This window comes from Shewanella halotolerans, assembly GCF_019457535.1.
Taxonomy (GTDB): Bacteria; Pseudomonadota; Gammaproteobacteria; order Enterobacterales; family Shewanellaceae; genus Shewanella; species Shewanella halotolerans.
On the sequence record NZ_CP080417.1, the window covers coordinates 2194133 to 2211242 of the forward strand.

14 protein-coding genes and 6 tRNA genes are annotated in these 17110 nt (G+C 53.6%); 2 read left to right on the forward strand and 18 right to left on the reverse strand.

The genetic code is table 11. The features are described 5' to 3' along the window. Positions 1-57: 57 nt before the first annotated feature. The 14 genes from gloA to K0H81_RS09365 form a co-directional block, all read right to left on the reverse strand. The gene (gloA, locus tag K0H81_RS09300) at positions 58-468 is read right to left on the reverse strand and encodes a lactoylglutathione lyase (protein ID WP_220060682.1); all 411 of its coding nucleotides are present in this window, start codon (positions 466-468) and stop codon (positions 58-60) included. A gap of 579 nt (positions 469-1047) precedes the next feature. Further along, on the reverse strand, positions 1048-1689 hold the full coding sequence (nth, locus tag K0H81_RS09305) for an endonuclease III (RefSeq protein WP_144204261.1): 642 nt from the start codon (positions 1687-1689) through the stop codon (positions 1048-1050). A 3-nt stretch (positions 1690-1692) separates the two neighbouring features. Next, entirely contained in the window at positions 1693-2391 is a 699-nt protein-coding gene (locus tag K0H81_RS09310; protein WP_144204260.1) for an electron transport complex subunit E, read from the reverse strand. Then, complete coding sequence (gene rsxG, locus K0H81_RS09315) at positions 2384-3022, reverse strand: electron transport complex subunit RsxG (RefSeq protein ID WP_144204259.1); 639 nt, start codon at positions 3020-3022, stop codon at positions 2384-2386. Before rsxG ends, K0H81_RS09310 begins: the two co-directional genes overlap by 8 nt. Positions 3023-3042: 20 nt before the next feature. Beyond that, complete coding sequence (gene rsxD, locus K0H81_RS09320; RefSeq protein ID WP_220060683.1) at positions 3043-4095, reverse strand: electron transport complex subunit RsxD; 1053 nt, start codon at positions 4093-4095, stop codon at positions 3043-3045. A gap of 2 nt (positions 4096-4097) precedes the next feature. Further along, positions 4098-6758: an electron transport complex subunit RsxC gene (gene rsxC / locus K0H81_RS09325; protein WP_220060684.1), complete on the reverse strand. Its 2661-nt coding sequence runs from the start codon at positions 6756-6758 to the stop codon at positions 4098-4100. After that, positions 6752-7321, reverse strand: a complete 570-nt coding sequence (gene rsxB, locus K0H81_RS09330) for an electron transport complex subunit RsxB (RefSeq protein ID WP_220060685.1) — start codon at positions 7319-7321, stop codon at positions 6752-6754. Before rsxB ends, rsxC begins: the two co-directional genes overlap by 7 nt. A 2-nt stretch (positions 7322-7323) precedes the next feature. After that, complete coding sequence (gene rsxA, locus K0H81_RS09335) at positions 7324-7902, reverse strand: electron transport complex subunit RsxA (protein WP_144204255.1); 579 nt, start codon at positions 7900-7902, stop codon at positions 7324-7326. Between the two features lie 82 nt (positions 7903-7984). Then, a complete protein-coding gene (locus tag K0H81_RS09340; protein ID WP_220060686.1) occupies positions 7985-9913 on the reverse strand; it encodes an EAL domain-containing protein in 1929 nt (642 codons plus the stop codon). A gap of 115 nt (positions 9914-10028) precedes the next feature. Next, positions 10029-10104 (reverse strand) — tRNA-Asn (locus K0H81_RS09345). A gap of 24 nt (positions 10105-10128) precedes the next feature. After that, a tRNA-Asn gene (locus K0H81_RS09350) sits at positions 10129-10204 on the reverse strand. Between the two features lie 24 nt (positions 10205-10228). Next, positions 10229-10304 (reverse strand) — tRNA-Asn (locus tag K0H81_RS09355). Between the two features lie 26 nt (positions 10305-10330). Beyond that, a tRNA-Asn gene (locus K0H81_RS09360) sits at positions 10331-10406 on the reverse strand. 41 nt (positions 10407-10447) lie between these two features. Further along, positions 10448-10523: transfer RNA gene (locus K0H81_RS09365), tRNA-Asn, on the reverse strand. Positions 10524-11267: 744 nt separating this feature from the next. On the opposite strand from K0H81_RS09365, the gene uvrB reads away from it, so the two are divergent. After that, a complete protein-coding gene (gene uvrB, locus K0H81_RS09370) occupies positions 11268-13286 on the forward strand; it encodes an excinuclease ABC subunit UvrB (protein WP_220060687.1) in 2019 nt (672 codons plus the stop codon). Positions 13287-13401: 115 nt separating this feature from the next. Here the strand turns inward: uvrB and rrtA are convergent, their stop codons facing one another. After that, entirely contained in the window at positions 13402-13986 is a 585-nt protein-coding gene (rrtA, locus tag K0H81_RS09375; RefSeq protein WP_220060688.1) for a rhombosortase, read from the reverse strand. Beyond that, positions 13980-14663 carry a 7-cyano-7-deazaguanine synthase QueC gene (gene queC / locus K0H81_RS09380; protein WP_220060689.1) on the reverse strand — a complete coding sequence of 228 codons (684 nt, stop codon included), beginning with the start codon at positions 14661-14663 and terminating at the stop codon, positions 13980-13982. Before queC ends, rrtA begins: the two co-directional genes overlap by 7 nt. 184 nt (positions 14664-14847) lie before the next feature. Between queC and queE the strand changes: the two genes are divergently transcribed. Then, positions 14848-15516, forward strand: a complete 669-nt coding sequence (gene queE, locus K0H81_RS09385) for a 7-carboxy-7-deazaguanine synthase QueE (protein WP_220060690.1) — start codon at positions 14848-14850, stop codon at positions 15514-15516. A gap of 121 nt (positions 15517-15637) precedes the next feature. Here the strand turns inward: queE and K0H81_RS09390 are convergent, their stop codons facing one another. Both K0H81_RS09390 and K0H81_RS09395 read right to left on the reverse strand, forming a co-directional pair. Then, the gene (locus tag K0H81_RS09390; protein WP_220060691.1) at positions 15638-16699 is read right to left on the reverse strand and encodes a PLP-dependent cysteine synthase family protein; all 1062 of its coding nucleotides are present in this window, start codon (positions 16697-16699) and stop codon (positions 15638-15640) included. Between the two features lie 317 nt (positions 16700-17016). Continuing rightward, positions 17017-17101 (reverse strand) — tRNA-Tyr (locus K0H81_RS09395). Positions 17102-17110: the final 9 nt, after the last annotated feature.

The window sequence follows — 17110 nt, forward strand, 5'->3', positions numbered from 1 at the left end:
CGAGCAGTTTGAAATAAAAAAGCGCCCTAGGGCGCTTTTTTTATGCAAGTATCAAAATTAGCCTAAGCCATGCTGGGCAGATCTCATCTGAATGAACTCAATCTTGTAGCCATCTGGGTCTTCCACGAAGGCAATCTCAGTCGTGCCACCGGCAACCGGCCCTGGCTGACGGGTCACCTTGCCACCGGCGGCTTCGATAGCGGCGCAGCGACTGTAGATATCCTCTTCGCCAATGGCCAGATGACCAAAACCGGTACCGAGGTCATACTTGTCTGTATCCCAGTTGTAAGTGAGCTCGACCACAGCGGCACCAGTTGCCTCTTCGTCGAAGCCAACGAAGGCCAGGGTATAGCGGTATTCTGGATTCTCGGACTTGCGCAGTAGCTTCATGCCCAGGATCTCGGTGTAAAAATGTATGCTACGATCGAGATCGCCGACCCTCAGCATGGTGTGTAAAAGTTGTGCCATAAGGACCTCTTTTTAGGGGAATGCTAGGCCCAAGTATACCTTATTTATCCGCCATTTAAATCTGCGCTATCGGTTTGCTTGCTCAATGACAGCCTGGGAAGAACAGGCGTAAATCGACATGATCCTTGTCACAGAATGGGGTGATGTCGCTGGCGTTAACCCGGGCTACAGGGATAATTGAGCTTGGTTACTAGAGGAGTTGTCGATGCCAAACGAATTGAAAATGGCCCTGGGATTAACGGTCACCATAGCACTGTTTCTATCTGTGTTTTTTGTCTGTATGTTTTGATACCAATCGTAGTAAATACCTGATCACTCTAGCGTGTTAAAACGTCCGATAACGGTGTTACCATTTGTGATTGTAGAATAACTACTTATCAAAAAATGCTGCCTTGTTCTCGAACGTTTTTCCCGTGCTATTTCTTATCACTTACTTACCGTGATTGGTATAGCTCAGCAGCGAACCCTCGCTATTGAGCCTGAAAAAAGCCGCATCTGCGGCTTTTTATCTTTGAGAGCTTATTTTTATTCAAGAGTTTGCTTAAGAGTTTACTCAAGAATCAGCTCAAGCATGAACGCCTATTCGTCCGGGTAGACCTTCTCTTTAAACTCACAGTGCTCTTCAATCAAACAACTGCCGCATCTTGGCTTACGGGCGACACAGGTATAGCGACCGTGAAGAATAAACCAGTGGTGCACATCTACCTTAAATTCGGCCGGTACTACCTTTAACATCTTCTGCTCGACCTGATCCACGTTCTTGCCCATGGCAAACTTGGTGCGGTTGGCGACGCGGAAGATATGGGTATCGACGGCAATGGTCGGCCAGCCGAAGGCGGTGTTTAACACTACGTTGGCCGTCTTACGGCCCACGCCAGGCAGGGCTTCGAGTGCCTCTCTGTCTTCGGGCACCTCGCCGCCATGCTTCTTCAGCAAGATCTCACAGGCCTTGATGACGTTGATTGCCTTGTTGTTATACAGGCCTATGGTTTTGATATATTCCTTGAGCCCCTCGACGCCTAGGTCATAGATGGCTTGGGCGGTATTTGCCACGGGAAATAGCTTGTCGGTGGCCTTGTTGACGCTTACGTCCGTGGCCTGGGCCGACAGGGTGACGGCAACCAGCAGCTCGAAGGGAGAGGAGAAGTTAAGCTCGGTTTCTGGCTTAGGATTGTTATCGCGAAAGATCTCCAGGATCTTACGACGTTTCTCGGTATTCATTACTTAACTCACCTTGGTAATGCGGGCGCGGGTGACGGCTGGCGCGGCCTCTGGGGCTGGTTTACGCGCCTCGAGCTGCTTGTCGATCATGTTCTTGATAGCGATGAGAAAACCCATGGCGATAAAGGCGCCAGGCGGTAGCATGGCCAGCAGGAAGTTGGTATCCACCTGCCAGAGATGAACCGTTAGTCCCTTGGCCCAGTCGCCAAGCAGCAGATCGGCACCGTCAAACAGTGTGCCCTGGCCCAAAATCTCGCGGCAAGCGCCTAACAGCATGAGCACTAGGGTGAAACCCAGTCCCATCATCAGGCCATCAAACGCCGCCTTAACCACGCTGTTGCGTGAGGCGAAGGCCTCGGCGCGGCCAATGATGACACAGTTGGTGACGATAAGCGGCAGGAAGATCCCCAGTGACAGGTAGAGGCCATAGGCATAGGCGTTGATGAGCAGCTGCACACAGGTCACCAGCGCGGCGATGATCATCACAAATACGGGGATGCGGATCTCTTTGGGCACAAACTCCCGCACCAGAGAGACGAGCACGTTGGAGCCGACCAAGACCACAAGTGTCGCTAAGCCAAGGCCGATGGCATTGGTAAGGGTAGCGGTGACCGCCAGCAGCGGACACAGGCCCAGAAGCTGTACTAGGCCCGGATTATTCTTCCACAGTCCTTGCCAGGCGATATCACGATAGTTACTCATACTGGACCTCACAGTTGGCAGGGCGGTTTAACAGGGTCTGCTTGTTGGCGTTGAAATAGGTCAGGGTGCGCTTAACCGCGCCGACATAGGCCCTTGGCGTGATGGTAGCGCCGGTAAACTGGTCAAACTGACCGCCATCTTTCTTCACAGCCCAGCGCTTATCTTGCTCGCCCTGAATACTCTGGCCCTTAAAGCCGAGTACCCAGGAAGACTTACGCAGATCGATCTTATCCCCAAGGCCCGGCGTCTCGTTATGGTTAAGGGTTCGCACGCCTAAAACCTCGCCCTTGGCATCGATGGCGACGATCAGCTTAATCTGACCGTTGTAGCCGTCTGGCGCGACGGTTTCCATGGCGATGGCTACCGGCTCACCACCTTGGCTGGCGATGTAGGCGGGCAGGGGCTCATCTATACCCAGCACATCGGCGTCCTGGATCAGGATGCAGTGCTCAATAAGTGCGTTGTCATGCATCTCATCTGGGATGATCTGATGCAGGGTGCGCATCAGCTCGAGATCTTGCTGCTGCTTGATCCGCTCGAAGGTGAACTGGTTAACCAGGGCCACCAAGGCGGTACACAGGAGGGCGAATAATCCCAGTAAGCTAGCATTTTTGACGATAGAACGTTTCACTTCATACTCCTGCCGTGGGCTTAGCGGCTTGCTCTGTGGCCGTAGGCTCGGGGTTTGACATAATAATCGATAAATGGCGCGCACAGGTTTGCCAGCAGCACGGCAAAGGCAAAGGCATCGGGATAGCCACCGAAGCTGCGGATCAAGTAGACCAGGAGACCGATCAGGGCGCCAAAGATCAGTCGGCCGCGGGTGCTGGTCGCCGCGGTCACAGGATCGGTAGCGATAAAGAAGGCCGCTAACATGGTGGCGCCTGAAAACAGATGCAGCATTGGGCCCATGTGGGTATCAGGGCTTAGCAGATAACCTATGCTGGCGCAGACAAATAGACTGGCCAAGATGGCGGTGCTTATCTGCCAGCGGATCAGCTTAAGCTTGAGCATCACCAGACCGCCAGCCAGGTAGGCCAGGTTTATTAGCGCCCAGCCGATGCCAAAGCCGTTGCTAAAGCTGGCCTTAGTTAAAATCTCATCCAACGTCAGGCCGGTGGAGAGGCCTGTCTTGACCGCATCGAGAGGCGTGGCCATGGTCACGCCGTCTATGCCGACGCGATAGGCGAGGATCTGCTCGGCGTCGGCGCCCTGAAAGATGACACTCAGGCTCTGCAACAGCCCCAGGTCATGCAAGGCGGCGCCGCTTGGGGCGACCCAGGTGGTCATCTGCACCGGGAAGGAGATCAGCAGCATCACATAGGCCGCCATGGCCGGGTTGAAGATGTTGTTGCCAAGGCCGCCGTAGAGCTGTTTGACCACTAAGATGGCAAAGACAACGCCTATGGCCGCAATCCACCATGGCGCAAGCGCGGGAATCGCCACACCTATGAGCAGGCCTGTGAGGGCCGCGCTGTTGTCACTGATGGTCTTACCCACGGGACGCGCACGTAACTTTAATACCGCCGCCTCTGTAGCCACTGCTATGGCGATCGCCAAGGCTATCTGGATCAGGGTTCCCCAACCGAAAAAGTAGCACTGGGCTAGCGCGCCGGGCAGGGCGCACAGCATGACCTTAAACATCAGGCCACGGGTTTGTGCCTTGGTGGATAGGTGTGGCGATGAGGCCAACTTAAATGCCATGATTAATCCTTGTGCTCATTGTTTGGGCTCTCTGCCTCGGCCTTAGCCAGTTTCTTCGCCTTGGCCTTGGCGACAGCGGCGGCTATCTTGGCCTTCTTGATCGCCTCTGGACTGCTGGCATCGGCAACATCTTCGGTATCGGTCTGGCTTTCACTGGGCGCTAGTTGTTCATTACTTTCGCTTGCCTGAGCGGCTTTTTTCGCCTTGGCCTTGGCGACAGCGGCGGCTATCTTTGCCTTCTTGATAGCTTCAGGACTGCTGGCCTCGGCATCATCGTTCGCCTCAGCTTTAGCTGGCTCTGCATCAGTTGTGACTTCCGCTTTTGGCTCATCGCCTGATCCGGCCTGCTGAGCCTTCTTGGCTTTAGCCTTGGCGACAGCGGCGGCTATCTTGGCCTTCTTGATGGCCTCAGGACTGTTGGCCTCTGCATTGTCTATCGCTTCAGCTTGTACCTGTGCCGCTGGATCTAGCTCTGCATCAGTTGCGGCTTCCGCTTTTGGCTCTAGTCCTGATCCGGCTTGCTGTGCCTTCTTGGCTTTAGCCTTAGCGACGGCGGCGGCAATTTTTGCCTTCTTGGCTGCCTCTGTATCTGCCTTCACGATGCCTTCGGCATTGTCTGCGTTAGCACTACTCTGGTTTTCGCTGGGCTTAGCAGTTTCGCCGCTGCGTTCAATTGGCTCGTCGCTGCGTTCAATTGGCTCGTCGCTGTGCTCAACAGTCGCGGCTTGCTGCTCATTAGAGCCTGCCTGAGCGGCTTTCTTGGCCTTGGCGCGGGCGATTGCCGCCGCGACCTTTTCTTTCTGACTTAACGGTTCAGTCTCAGCACCTTGCTGAGCGGGCGCTTGGCTTGCTTCAGTTGTATCGATCGTGTCTTGTGCGGCTTTCTTCGCCTTGGCTCTCGCGATGGCGGCGGCGACTTTCTCTTTCTGACTCAGAGGAGCGGATGTACTGCCGGCGGTACTCTCGGCATTTGATGCTGATAGCTTGCTCGTCTCAGTTTCTGTTTCGCTGGAAGCTTTCTGCGTGGCTTTCTTAGCCTTGGCCCTCGCGATAGCGGCGGCGACCTTGTCTTGTGGCTTATCTGTTGTAGCGCCTGCTGAGGCTTGCGCTTCTGCAGCCTTCTTGGCCTGGATTCTTGCCATGGCGGCGGCGACGGCATCTTTATCAGAGCCGGTCATCTGCGCCTTGCGACGCTCAGCCGCCTGTTTGGCTTTCTCTTCACGCGCCTGTTTCTCCTGCTCGAGGCGCAGGGTGCGGGAATCGAATCTCTGCTTGGCAAGCTCCGCCTGTTTCTTCTCTTCTGCCTCTTGGCGCAGGGCAGATTTGGCGACGCGATAATATTCCACTAGTGGAATGTCGCTCGGGCAGACATAGCTGCAGCAGCCACACTCGATACAGTCGCGTAGATTGTAGCTGGCAGCCTTGTCATATTCCTGGGCCTTGGCATGCCAGAACAGCTGCTGGGGCAGCAGCTGCGCTGGACAGGCCTGGGCACACTCGCCGCAGCGGATACAGGGCTGCTCCGGACTCGGCGGTGCAATCTCTTGCTCGCTCGGCATCAGGACACAGTTGGTGCCCTTGGTGATAGGCGCCGCCACATTCGGCAGCATGTAGCCCATCATGGGACCACCGATGATCACCGGGGCATTGGCATCGCCCCTAAACTGACCCACCTCTAGCAGGTGCTCGACTGGCGTGCCGATAGGAACCCAGTAGTTGCCGGGCTTAGCGATATTTTGGCCTGTCAGTGTCACCACGCGCTCGATCAGCGGCATGTTGCGATAGACTGCTTGGGCGATGCTGTAGGCGGTGCCCACGTTTTGCACCAGAATGCCCAGGTTGGCCGGAATGGCACCCGATGGCACCTCCTGTCCTGTGAGGATCTGGATAAGTTGCTTCTCGCCGCCCGACGGGTAGAGGGTGGGGATCTTGCTCACTCGCGCGCAGTGACTCGGTAGCTGGCTGCGATTGAGCGCATGGCCCATCTGCTCGATGGCCTCAGGTTTATTGTCTTCGATGGCGACAATAATGCGTTTCGGGCTGAGTAATTGATGGACTATCTCTATGCCGCGGACGATCTCATCGCAGCTTTCCTGTATCAGCTTGTCGTCTGAGGTGATATAGGGTTCACACTCGACGCCGTTGATGATCAGCAGTTCAATCTCGCTAACCGGTTTGAGCTTGATATGGGTTGGGAAGGCCGCGCCGCCAAGGCCCGCTATGCCCGCCGACTGAATCCGCCTGATGATGGCGTCGTTGTCCATCTCGGCCACTTGCTCAAGGCTTAGGGGCGCATGAACGCTTTCGATCCACTGCTCCTGATGATCGTTTTCAATTACGCAGGTGAGCACGGGGAGTGCAGAGGCGTGGTTGCTGGCACGCTCCTCGATGGCGACGACTTTGCCTGAGACAGGGGCATGGACCGGCAGATGGCGAAAGCCTTCGCCCAGGGTCAGGGGCTGCCCTTTGCTCACAGTGTCGCCGACTTTCACGGCTAAGGTGCAGTTTTCGCCGACGCCCGGGACAGGAATGAGGTAGTGGTCCGCAAGGGGCAAGCGGCTTATCTTGCTCTGATTGGAAAGCGTTTTATGTTCGGGTGGGTGAATACCGCCGGGGATACGCCAGAGTGTGCCTTTATCTATCTGTTCTAACAAGGTTAACACTTAGATTCCTCGCTAATATTGACCACAGGTATGGCATTGAGCTGCCAGCTCCAGTTTTGCAGCGTCTCGGCAACTGGGATCATGTCGATACAGTCTACTGGGCAGGGCTCGACACACAGATCGCAACCTGTGCAGTAATCTGTGATAACCGTGTGCATCTGCTTGCCTGTGCCTAAGATGGCATCTACCGGACAGGCCTGAATACATTTAGTGCAGCCGATACATTCGGCCTCGCGGATAAAGGCGACCTTCTTCACCTGGGTCTCGGCGCTGGCGCTGAGCGGCTCGGGATCGACGCCCATCAACTCGGCAAGTTTCTCCATGGTGGCGGTGCCGCCCGGTGGACACTTGTTGATCTTCTCGCCGTTGGCAATCGCCTCGGCGTAGGGACGACAGCCTGGATAGCCGCATTGGCCACATTGGGTTTGCGGCAGCAGTGCCTCGGCCTGGTCGATAATGGGATCGCCTTCGACCTTAAATTTTTCGGCGGCGTAACCCAGCAGCGCACCGAAGGCGAGGGCGAGTAATCCTAATAGGATGATGGCAATAATAACTTGGCTCATGCTTAATTAACCAAACCTGTGAAGCCCATGAAGGCCAAAGACATCAGGCCTGCAGTGATCATGGCGATGGCGCCGCCTTTGAAGGGCGCCGGAACATCGGCGGCAGCGAGGCGCTCACGCATGGCGGAGAAGAGGATTAAGACGATGGAGAAACCGACCGCCGCGCCAAAACCATAGATGGCCGATTCGATAAAATCGTGCTTCTCGTTGACGTTGAGCAGAGCAACACCCAGAACGGCGCAGTTGGTGGTGATCAGCGGCAGATAGATCCCCAGGGCCCTATGCAGGGCGGCGCTGGTCTTCTGTACCAGCATCTCGGTAAATTGCACCACGACGGCGATAACCAAGATAAAGGCCATGGTGCGCAGATAGCTGAGATCGAAAGGGGTCAACAGATAGTTGTCGACCAGGTAGCTTAAGATAGAGGCAAGGGTGAGCACGAAGGTAGTCGCCATCGACATGCCGATAGCCGACTCCAACTTACTCGAGACTCCCATGAAGGGGCAGAGGCCGAGAAATTTAACTAATACAAAGTTGTTGACCAGCACTGTACCGATCAATAGGAGGAGATATTCGCTCATCTCAATGGGTTATCTATATCTAATTTACGGGTATTATCAGCCTTTCGGCCGGGATAAACAACACAAAGAATGAAGGGATTATTTATCCCGCCGTCTGACTGCGCGCAGATTGTTCATCCTTTAGGGTGAATGGTTTAGGCTTAGCGATGTAAAAGCCTTGTAGGCCGTCCACCAAAAGCTGCTCCAGAGCAAACTTCTCTTCCTGACGCTCGATACTGGAGGCGATCACCTTCACCGACTGTTTACGGGCCACATCGACTATCATCTTCACGAAGAAGCGATTGTTGCTATTTGTGTCTATTGCTTGAGAGTAGCTGCCATCGAGCTTAATAAAGTCGGGTCTGATCTCTTTAAAGAACTTGAAGGAGGTGAAGCCCATGCCAAAGTGCTCGACCGCCACCCGAGCGCCGACACTGTGCATGTCGCGCACAAACTTATGGGCCTGACGAATATTGGCCTGCATTCCTGCCTCATTTACTTCCAACACCAGGCGTGAGGCGATCTGGCGTTGACGTACGAAGATATCTTTCAGCCAGGCAGTAAAGGCGGGCTGGTTGACCGAGGCGGTACTGATATTGATCCCCAAAGCGCCGGTGAAGGTCGGGGTGTCGAGCAGCAAGCGTAGGGTACTGAGTATGATGATCTTATCAAGCTCTACGCTGAGCCCATGACGCTCGGCCATGGCGATCACTGTGCCTGTTGGTAGAAACTTGCCCTCGCTGCTATAGAAGCGCGACAGCAACTCGCGATAGACGTTGTCGGCGCCGCGACAGGGTTGAATATCCTGGGCGTGAAACTTGATGGCGCGGCGCTTGATAATATCTTCGATGGCCAGCTTCCAGTGGGAATCGCCAACCAGCTCCTCGTCGCTCAGTTTTTCCTGCACATGATAGCTATTGGGGCCGAGTGTCTGGGCGATGCTTACGGCGGCATCGGCAATATAGACCAGAGACAGGGCGTCGCCGCCTTGCTCGTAAGGCACCATGCCAATATAGGCGACCGAATCGAGATCGCTGCCTTGCTGGTACTCATCGAACTGGGCTTTTAATTTCTCCAGCGGCTGCTGGGCATCCTTTAATACCAGATCCGGTATAAAGACGGCAAAATCGGCGCTGCTGATCCTAAACGCCTCGATATTAGGCATTCCCTGCAGTGCCTTACGGATGCAGGTCGCAACACCCGCGAGATAGTCATCTCCCGCTGCGCGCCCCTGGCTCTGGTTAACATGACCCAGTTCGGTGGCCTTAATCATTGCCATGAGTCCGATGCGCGACTTGCCTGGCTTGGCGAGGGCGTCGAGCTTCTCGGTAAATTTAGGGCGGGTGCCAAATAGGGTAACGGGATCTTGGTAGGCCTCGCGATTGAGCTGCTCTGTCTGTTGCTGTAGCTGATCGATTTTATCGTGCACGGCAATGCGGCAATGTTCCAGTGCCTTACCTAAGGGTTTGAGTTCACCGTGAAAACGTGACTGGGCGATGGCATCAAATTTAAGCTCGGCGAAGCCGTCCAGGGCATTGACCGCATAATTGATGGCCCGTTTCTGTCTGGCCATCAACAGGGTAAAGAGTACCGCCAGGGCCAGATAGCCACCGACTATCCAGATAAGAGTTTGGGTAAAATGAGTCAGTGCATCCTTGGCTATGGTACGGTTGGAGAGTTTAACCTGCAGCCGGCCTTGGGGCAGTGCCTGGGTATTTTCCCTTGGCTGATTAAAGAGTGCAGTTGCCAGATCTGTTTTTGAGGCGATCAGCTGGCCCTGGGTGTAATTGAGGTTGCCGTCTAACTGATGCACATATTGAAAGAATTGAAACTCATATTGCTTAGTTAGCAGAGCATAGAGCGCCTGGCCTTGTTCGGGCAGGGGCTGTTGCCAGATGGGATCGGCCTGATATTCCTTAAGTTGGAAGTCGGCTATTGCGGCGATTTCTTGTCGCTGGTTGAGATACGCCAGTGCCGTTAAGGCAAGACAAGCCGTTATCAGCAATAGATGTATAGATTTTCCAACGCCCATAAAAAGTAACCTAAATTGATCGACTTCCCATTCTAGCTAAATTTGAAACAGATAGTCTAACGCTTTATGGCCGATGAGTTTTTTAGGTTAACGCTGAGGATAAAACTTAAGAAGGTGGCTCCCCAGACTGGACTTGAACCAGTGACATACGGATTAACAGTCCGCCGTTCTACCGACTGAACTACTGGGGAATCGAGAGAGATATGATAGTGAAGTGGCTCCCCAGACTGGACTTGAACCAGTGACATACGGATTAACAGTCCGCCGTTCTACCGACTGAACTACAGGGGAGTAGATACTTCTCTATGCTATAAGTGGCTCCCCAGACTGGACTTGAACCAGTGACATACGGATTAACAGTCCGCCGTTCTACCGACTGAACTACTGGGGAATTGATACTTATATGGTTAACTATATTGGCTCCCCTGACTGGACTCGAACCAGTGACATACGGATTAACAGTCCGCCGTTCTACCGACTGAACTACAGGGGAACATCTTATATAGCTAACTCATCCTCTTCAACTTGACGCTTTGGCTCCCCAGACTGGACTTGAACCAGTGACATACGGATTAACAGTCCGCCGTTCTACCGACTGAACTACTGGGGAATCGTGTAAGCGACTCGTCGTTGAAGACGGAGCGCATATTAAATCGCTCTTACACATGAGTCAACTCGACTTGGCAAAAAAAGTGTAATTATGCTGTTAAGTGCTCATCTAATGCGCACAGTGATCGCTAAGTGCGCATTTTGCTGCTTTAACGGCCATATCTGGCTGAAATTTATCGGCTATTGGCATTTTATGCTGACGCTATATGACAGCCGACGACACTCCTCTGATAGGCTGGGTTTTCAAATGTAGTAAAATTACATCCCTACAGCGAAAAGGGCGGCTATGTGTAAAAGGGGCTAAAGCCGCGATTATCCTGAGGTTGCGGGAGTTATCCACTAAATCTGTGGATAAGCCTGTGGGTTAGGCACTAAATCGCCGGGCAAACGCAGTGGCTCTGCGGGTTGTACTTAAAATGACAAGAATTAGCGCATCTTAATATTGGCACCAATTATCAACAACTTATGAAAATCAAGCCCCTTTATACATTTATCTGCATGACGTTACAGATATGTAATGAGTTTTGGCCCTTTACTTGTGTATTAAATTGGCTACAGGCGTGAGTTTTAGCCTGTTTTTTGACCATGAAGCGTGAATTTGCCCTTTGTACAAAACTTACATGACAAGAGTATGACATTTATGGGGCGTTTAGGTGAATTCTGCCGATTAAGAAAATGGCGTGTCTCATTGGCTAATAGCTGTGGGTACTTTAAGATAGGTGCACAGCTATAAAGGAGTGCACCATTGAGTGAATCAGCATTTGATCTCGTTTCGCAATACGCGCCGGCTGGCGATCAGCCCGGCGCGATCAAGCAACTTGTCGACGGCCTGGATGCCGGGCTGGCAAGCCAGACACTGCTTGGGGTTACGGGATCCGGCAAAACCTTTACCATCGCCAATGTTATCAAACAGATGCAGCGCCCAACTATCATCATGGCGCCCAACAAGACTTTGGCGGCCCAGCTCTATGGCGAGATGAAGGAGTTCTTTCCTAATAATGCCGTCGAGTATTTCGTCTCCTACTACGACTATTATCAGCCCGAAGCCTATGTGCCGTCGACCAATACCTTCATTGAGAAGGATGCCTCGGTCAATGCTCATATCGAACAGATGCGACTCTCTGCAACTAAGGCGTTGCTTGAGCGGCGCGATGTGGTGCTGATCGCCTCTGTGTCGGCCATTTATGGTTTGGGCGACCCTGAGTCCTACATGAAGATGTTGCTGCATCTGCGTCAGGGCGATTTTATGGGCCAAAGGGAGATCCTGCAGCGCCTGAGCGAGCTGCAATATACCCGTAACGATATCGAGCTGGATCGCGGTACCTTCAGGGTGCGCGGTGAGGTGATCGATATCTTCCCGGCCGAATCTGACAAGCAGGCGATCCGTGTCGAACTGTTCGACGATGAAATTGACCGTCTCAGCCTGTTCGATCCCTTGACCGGCCATATTCTGCAGCGCATCGCGCGCACTACCGTCTATCCTAAGACCCACTATGTGACGCCCAGAGAGAAGATCCTGGCGGCTACAGAGGATATCAAGCAGGAGCTCAGAGAGCGAAAGCAGTATCTGCTAGACAATAATAAGCTTATCGAGGCGCAGCGGATCTCTGAGCGGGTGCAATACGATATTGAGATGATGACAGAGCTGGGATACTGCTCTGGCATCGAAAACTACTCCCGCTATCTCTCTGGCAGACGCCCGGGTGAGGGGCCGCCGACCCTGCTGGACTATTTGCCAGCCGACGGCCTGTTGATCCTCGACGAGTCCCACGTAACAGTGCCGCAGATCGGCGCCATGTATAAGGGTGACCGTTCGCGCAAGATGAATCTGGTGGAGTATGGTTTCCGTCTGCCCTCGGCGCTGGATAACCGTCCGCTCAAGTTCGAAGAGTTCGAATCCCTGATGCCACAGACCATCTTTGTGTCGGCAACCCCGGCGCAATATGAGCTGGATAAGAGCGACGGGGAGATCGCCGAGCAGGTGGTGCGGCCGACAGGCCTGCTGGATCCCGAGATAGAGGTGCGCCCGGTCGCAATTCAGGTGGACGATCTTCTGTCTGAAGCCAACAAGCGCGTCGCGGTGAACGAGCGGGTGTTGGTGACCACGTTAACCAAACGTATGGCGGAAGATCTTACGGAGTATCTCGATGAGCATGGTGTCAAGGTACGTTATCTGCACTCAGACATAGATACGGTAGAGCGGGTGGAGATCATCCGCGACCTTCGCCTGGGTGTATTTGATGTGCTGGTCGGCATCAACTTGCTCAGGGAGGGCCTGGATATGCCCGAGGTCTCCCTGGTGTGCATCTTAGATGCCGATAAGGAAGGCTTCCTGCGCTCAGAGCGCTCCCTCATTCAGACCATAGGTCGCGCCGCCCGAAACGTGAACGGTAAGGTGATCCTCTACGCCGATAATATGACTAAGTCGATGGCCAAGGCGATCGGCGAGACTGAGCGTCGCAGGGAGAAACAGCACGAGTTCAACCTGGCCAACGGCATCACACCGAAAGGGGTGTCGAAGAAGATTGCCGATGTGATGGATCTGGGTGACTATAACGAGCATACCGCCAAGGTGTTGCCGAAATACCAGAAGGTTGCCGAGTCCAGGACTACCTATGCCAAGCAAGATGCGTCCAGCCTCAGCCATCAGATCGATGAGCTGGAGAAGCGTATGCACCAACATGCCAGAGATCTGGAGTTTGAACAGGCGGCAGCGCTGCGTGACGAGGTGTTGGCCCTGCGCGAGGCGCTGATTAAGGCTTAGTCTGATCACGCTGCAGAGATTCATAAAAGAAAAGGCTCACCTAGGTGAGCCTTTTTATCTTTTCAGGGCCAATGTTATAAGCAATGCCGTTAACTCGGTTATTAGCGTTAGGTCATTAGCGCGCCAGTCGCCTGATGAGACGATAGAGCAAAAATACCAGCACGCCGCTGATCACACCTACCAAATGCGCCTCTGTGGCGACCCTGGCATCGATCAGCTTAGTGATCTGATCCGTGGCGCCGTAATATTGCTCATAAGCCACCTTGAAGCAGACGCCGGCAAATAGCAGGTAGCCGGAGCGGATCTTCATCTGAATATCTTTTAGCGCGCCGTAGGCAAACAAACCATGCAGCATGCCGCTGAGGCCTACATAGCCGGCTAAGGTGGGGAAAAACCAGTAGAGGCCTAGCCCCTGAAGTAGGCAGAGCAGGGCAAACAGTAGGGTGAAATTACCGGCGCGGTAGTGGTTCTCGTGCAGAAAACTGATTACCCACAGACCCGCTAGATTCATCAACAGATGCCAATGATTGGTGTGCAGCAGATTGCCGCTAACCAGGCGCCACCACTCTCCGTGCGCAATGGCACTGCGGCGAAAGGCGAGCGTGCCGTCCAGGTGGAGAAAGTAGAGCAGAGTGCAGAGTATGCTGATCCCCAGCACCACGCCATAGGGCGTAGCGCGCGACGTCAGCCGACCTAACATTTTGCGTCCAGTTCGGCCATGACGCCTGCTTTGTCATCCAGATAGTCATTCAGTCCCTTGGCTCTCAGCAGGCAGGCGGGGCAGGTGCCGCAGCCACTGCCGACGATACCGTTGTAGCAGGTGAGGGTCTGGTCTCTAACCAGCTCAAGGCTGTGGTATTTGTCTGCCAGTGCCCAGGTCTGGGCCTTGTTAAGCCACATTAAGGGAGTGACAAGCTTAAGTTCACGATCCATACCCTGTTCGAGCGCCGACTGCATCGCCTTGATAAACGAATCGCGACAATCTGGATAGCCGGAGAAATCGGTTTCACACACGCCGGTGATCACACTCTCGGCGCCCAGCTGATAGGCATAGATCCCGGCTAAGGTGAGAAACAGTATGTTGCGGCCGGGCACGAAGGTGTTGGGCAGGCCGTTTTCCATCAATTCATTCGACACAGGAATGGAATCACGGGTTAGGGCTGAGATTGCCAGCTCGTTCAGCACGGTTACATCTAATATCTTATGGCTGGCAACCTTGAGATCTTTGGCCAGCTTAGCGGCGGTGGCGATCTCTTCGCTGTGGCGCTGGCCATAATCGAAGGTAACCGCATGCACTTCATCATATTGATTCAGGGCTTGAATTAAACAGGTGGTGGAGTCTTGTCCGCCACTAAACACAACAACAGCTTTAGACATCTGATCTGTCCAGATAGAAAATTTGTCGATAGTTTAACTGACCCACAAGGCCTTGCAAAATTTCTTGTGGCGATCCGCCTAAGCCATGGGCAAATTGGTGAAACCTTGGGGAATTAATGGGGTTATACTTGCTTGTAGGGGCAAAATCTTCTATAAAAGCCGCCCGCAAGTGACGAGGTTTAAGATGAAGTATCCTGTTAATGAAGTTTTTGAAACCATCCAAGGTGAAGGGGTTTACACGGGCGTGCCGGCGATCTTCGTCCGTCTGCAGGGCTGCCCTGTGGGGTGTTCATGGTGCGATACCAAACATACCTGGGAAACCTTAGCCGAGAACCGCGTCTCCTCCGAGCAAGTGATCCAGGTGGACGGCGCCATCGGCCGCTGGGCCGAGCTGGATGCCCGTGAGCTGCTGATGCACTTCAAGGTGCAGGGCTTTAGCGCCAAACATGTGGTGATCACCGGCGGCGAGCCTTGTATCTATGATCTTATCGACTTGACTCAGGCCTTTGCCGATGCGGGCATGCAGTGTCAAATCGAGACCAGTGGGACCTTCGATGTGTTGGTGGACCCTCGCGCCTGGGTGACGGTATCGCCTAAGATCAACATGAAGGGCGGTTATAAGGTGTTAGAGCAGGCGCTGGAACGCGCCGATGAGATCAAACACCCGGTCGCAAAGGCTTCGCATATCGAGGAACTCGACGAGCTGCTCAAAGGTATAGACACTCTTGGCAAGACCATCTGCCTTCAGCCGATTAGCCTGAAGCCCCGCGCCACCGAGTTGGCGATGAAGGTCTGCATCGAGCGCAACTGGCGCCTCTCTATTCAGACCCATAAATATCTGAATATCGATTAAGTATCAGGGATACATAAGTTCACATAAAAAAACGGCGCATCGGCGCCGTTTTTTTTAATGACTCCTTGAGCCTACTTATCTTCTCTAAAGTTCCTGCTTGAGAATTGGTCAGATAGGCCGGCTATTCCAAATGCCCCGACTCATTAAATGCCGCTAGCTTGGCCTGATACTCAGTGATGTCGCCGATATGCTCATCTACCCATTGCTTGTCGTAGTAGGTATCGAGATAACGATCTCCCGAGTCGCATAGCAGGGTAACGATTGAGCCAGTTTGGCCGTTGGCATGCATCTCGCTGGCCAGTTGCAGCGCGCCATAGAGGTTGGTGCCGGTCGAGGGGCCTGCCTTGCGACCTATCAGCGTCTCTAACCAATAGATGGTGGCGATCGATGCGCTGTCGTCTATCTTGACCATATGGTCGACAACTCCTGGAATAAAAGAGGGCTCCGCCCGCGGCCGGCCTATGCCTTCGATACGGCTGGCGCCGGCGCAGCTTATGCTGGCATCGCCACTATGGTAATAGTCGTAGAACACCGAATTTTCTGGATCCACCACACAAAGCTTGGTCTTAGCACACTGGTAACGAATATAGCGGCCTATGGTGGCCGAGGTGCCACCGGTGCCAGGGCTCATCACGATCCAGCTGGGGACGGGATGCGGCTCTCTTTGCATCTGCTCGAAGATGGAGTTGGCGATATTGTTGTTACCGCGCCAGTCGGTGGCCCGCTCTGCGTAGGTAAACTGATCCATATAGTGGCCCGATAGCTCGTCGGCCAGGCGTTGTGACTCGGCGTAGATCTGACTGGAATGCTCGACGAAATGGCAGCGTCCACCATAAAACTCGATCTGTTGGATCTTCTTCTTGGCAGTTGAGGCGGGCATCACGGCGATAAATGGCAGGCCCAGTAGGCGCGCGAAGTAGGCCTCTGATACTGCGGTACTGCCGGATGAAGACTCTATGATGGGTGTATCTTGGGTGATCCAGCCGTTACACAGGGCGTAGAGAAACAGGGATCGCGCCAGACGATGCTTGAGGCTGCCTGTGGGATGGGTGCTTTCATCTTTTAGGTAAATGTCGATGCCGGGGAGCATAGGCAGTTCCAGCTTGATCAGATGAGTGTCTGCACTGCGTTGATAATCAGCCTCGATCTTTGCGATGGCCTGGTTGACCCAAGATTGATCCATTGTGGCTCCTGAGGTTATTGAGCGGATAGACGTTATAGCTTAACGAAATAAATTATAACGAAAAGGAAAATCGAAAAGAAATGCGACCGAGCGTCGAGGGCACTTGTCGTGACGATTGAAGGATCGACTGGAAAATGGCTTAAGCGGTATGTTGCAGTGGGTAGCAAACGGGATGAATTAGTTTTGCTTAAAAAAGATGCGTTTTATGGCAATAGGTAAAGCAAACGGGGAAGCTAAGTTTTAAGGGGAAGCTAAGTTTTAAGGGAAAGCTGAAGTTTAGGGTAAAGCTGAGAGATGAGATAACGCAGGAGAAAAAATGGTGGAGGGAGAAGGATTCGAACCTTCGAAGGCTGAGCCGTCAGATTTACAGTCTGATCCCTTTGGCCACTCGGGAACCCCTCCATATTTTTT

What these genes read in the sequence shown, in the direction of transcription:
- gloA (WP_220060682.1), bottom strand. Translation starts at nt 468, where the DNA reads ATGGCACAACTTTTACACACCATGCTGAGGGTCGGCGATCTCGATCGT.
- K0H81_RS09390 (WP_220060691.1), bottom strand. Translation starts at nt 16,699, where the DNA reads ATGGATCAATCTTGGGTCAACCAGGCCATCGCAAAGATCGAGGCTGAT.
- nth (WP_144204261.1), bottom strand. Translation starts at nt 1,689, where the DNA reads ATGAATACCGAGAAACGTCGTAAGATCCTGGAGATCTTTCGCGATAAC.
- rrtA (WP_220060688.1), bottom strand. Translation starts at nt 13,986, where the DNA reads ATGTTAGGTCGGCTGACGTCGCGCGCTACGCCCTATGGCGTGGTGCTG.
- K0H81_RS09310 (WP_144204260.1), bottom strand. Translation starts at nt 2,391, where the DNA reads ATGAGTAACTATCGTGATATCGCCTGGCAAGGACTGTGGAAGAATAAT.
- K0H81_RS09340 (WP_220060686.1), bottom strand. Translation starts at nt 9,913, where the DNA reads ATGGGCGTTGGAAAATCTATACATCTATTGCTGATAACGGCTTGTCTT.
- rsxA (WP_144204255.1), bottom strand. Translation starts at nt 7,902, where the DNA reads ATGAGCGAATATCTCCTCCTATTGATCGGTACAGTGCTGGTCAACAAC.
- rsxB (WP_220060685.1), bottom strand. Translation starts at nt 7,321, where the DNA reads ATGAGCCAAGTTATTATTGCCATCATCCTATTAGGATTACTCGCCCTC.
- queC (WP_220060689.1), bottom strand. Translation starts at nt 14,663, where the DNA reads ATGTCTAAAGCTGTTGTTGTGTTTAGTGGCGGACAAGACTCCACCACC.
- rsxD (WP_220060683.1), bottom strand. Translation starts at nt 4,095, where the DNA reads ATGGCATTTAAGTTGGCCTCATCGCCACACCTATCCACCAAGGCACAA.
- queE (WP_220060690.1), top strand. Translation starts at nt 14,848, where the DNA reads ATGAAGTATCCTGTTAATGAAGTTTTTGAAACCATCCAAGGTGAAGGG.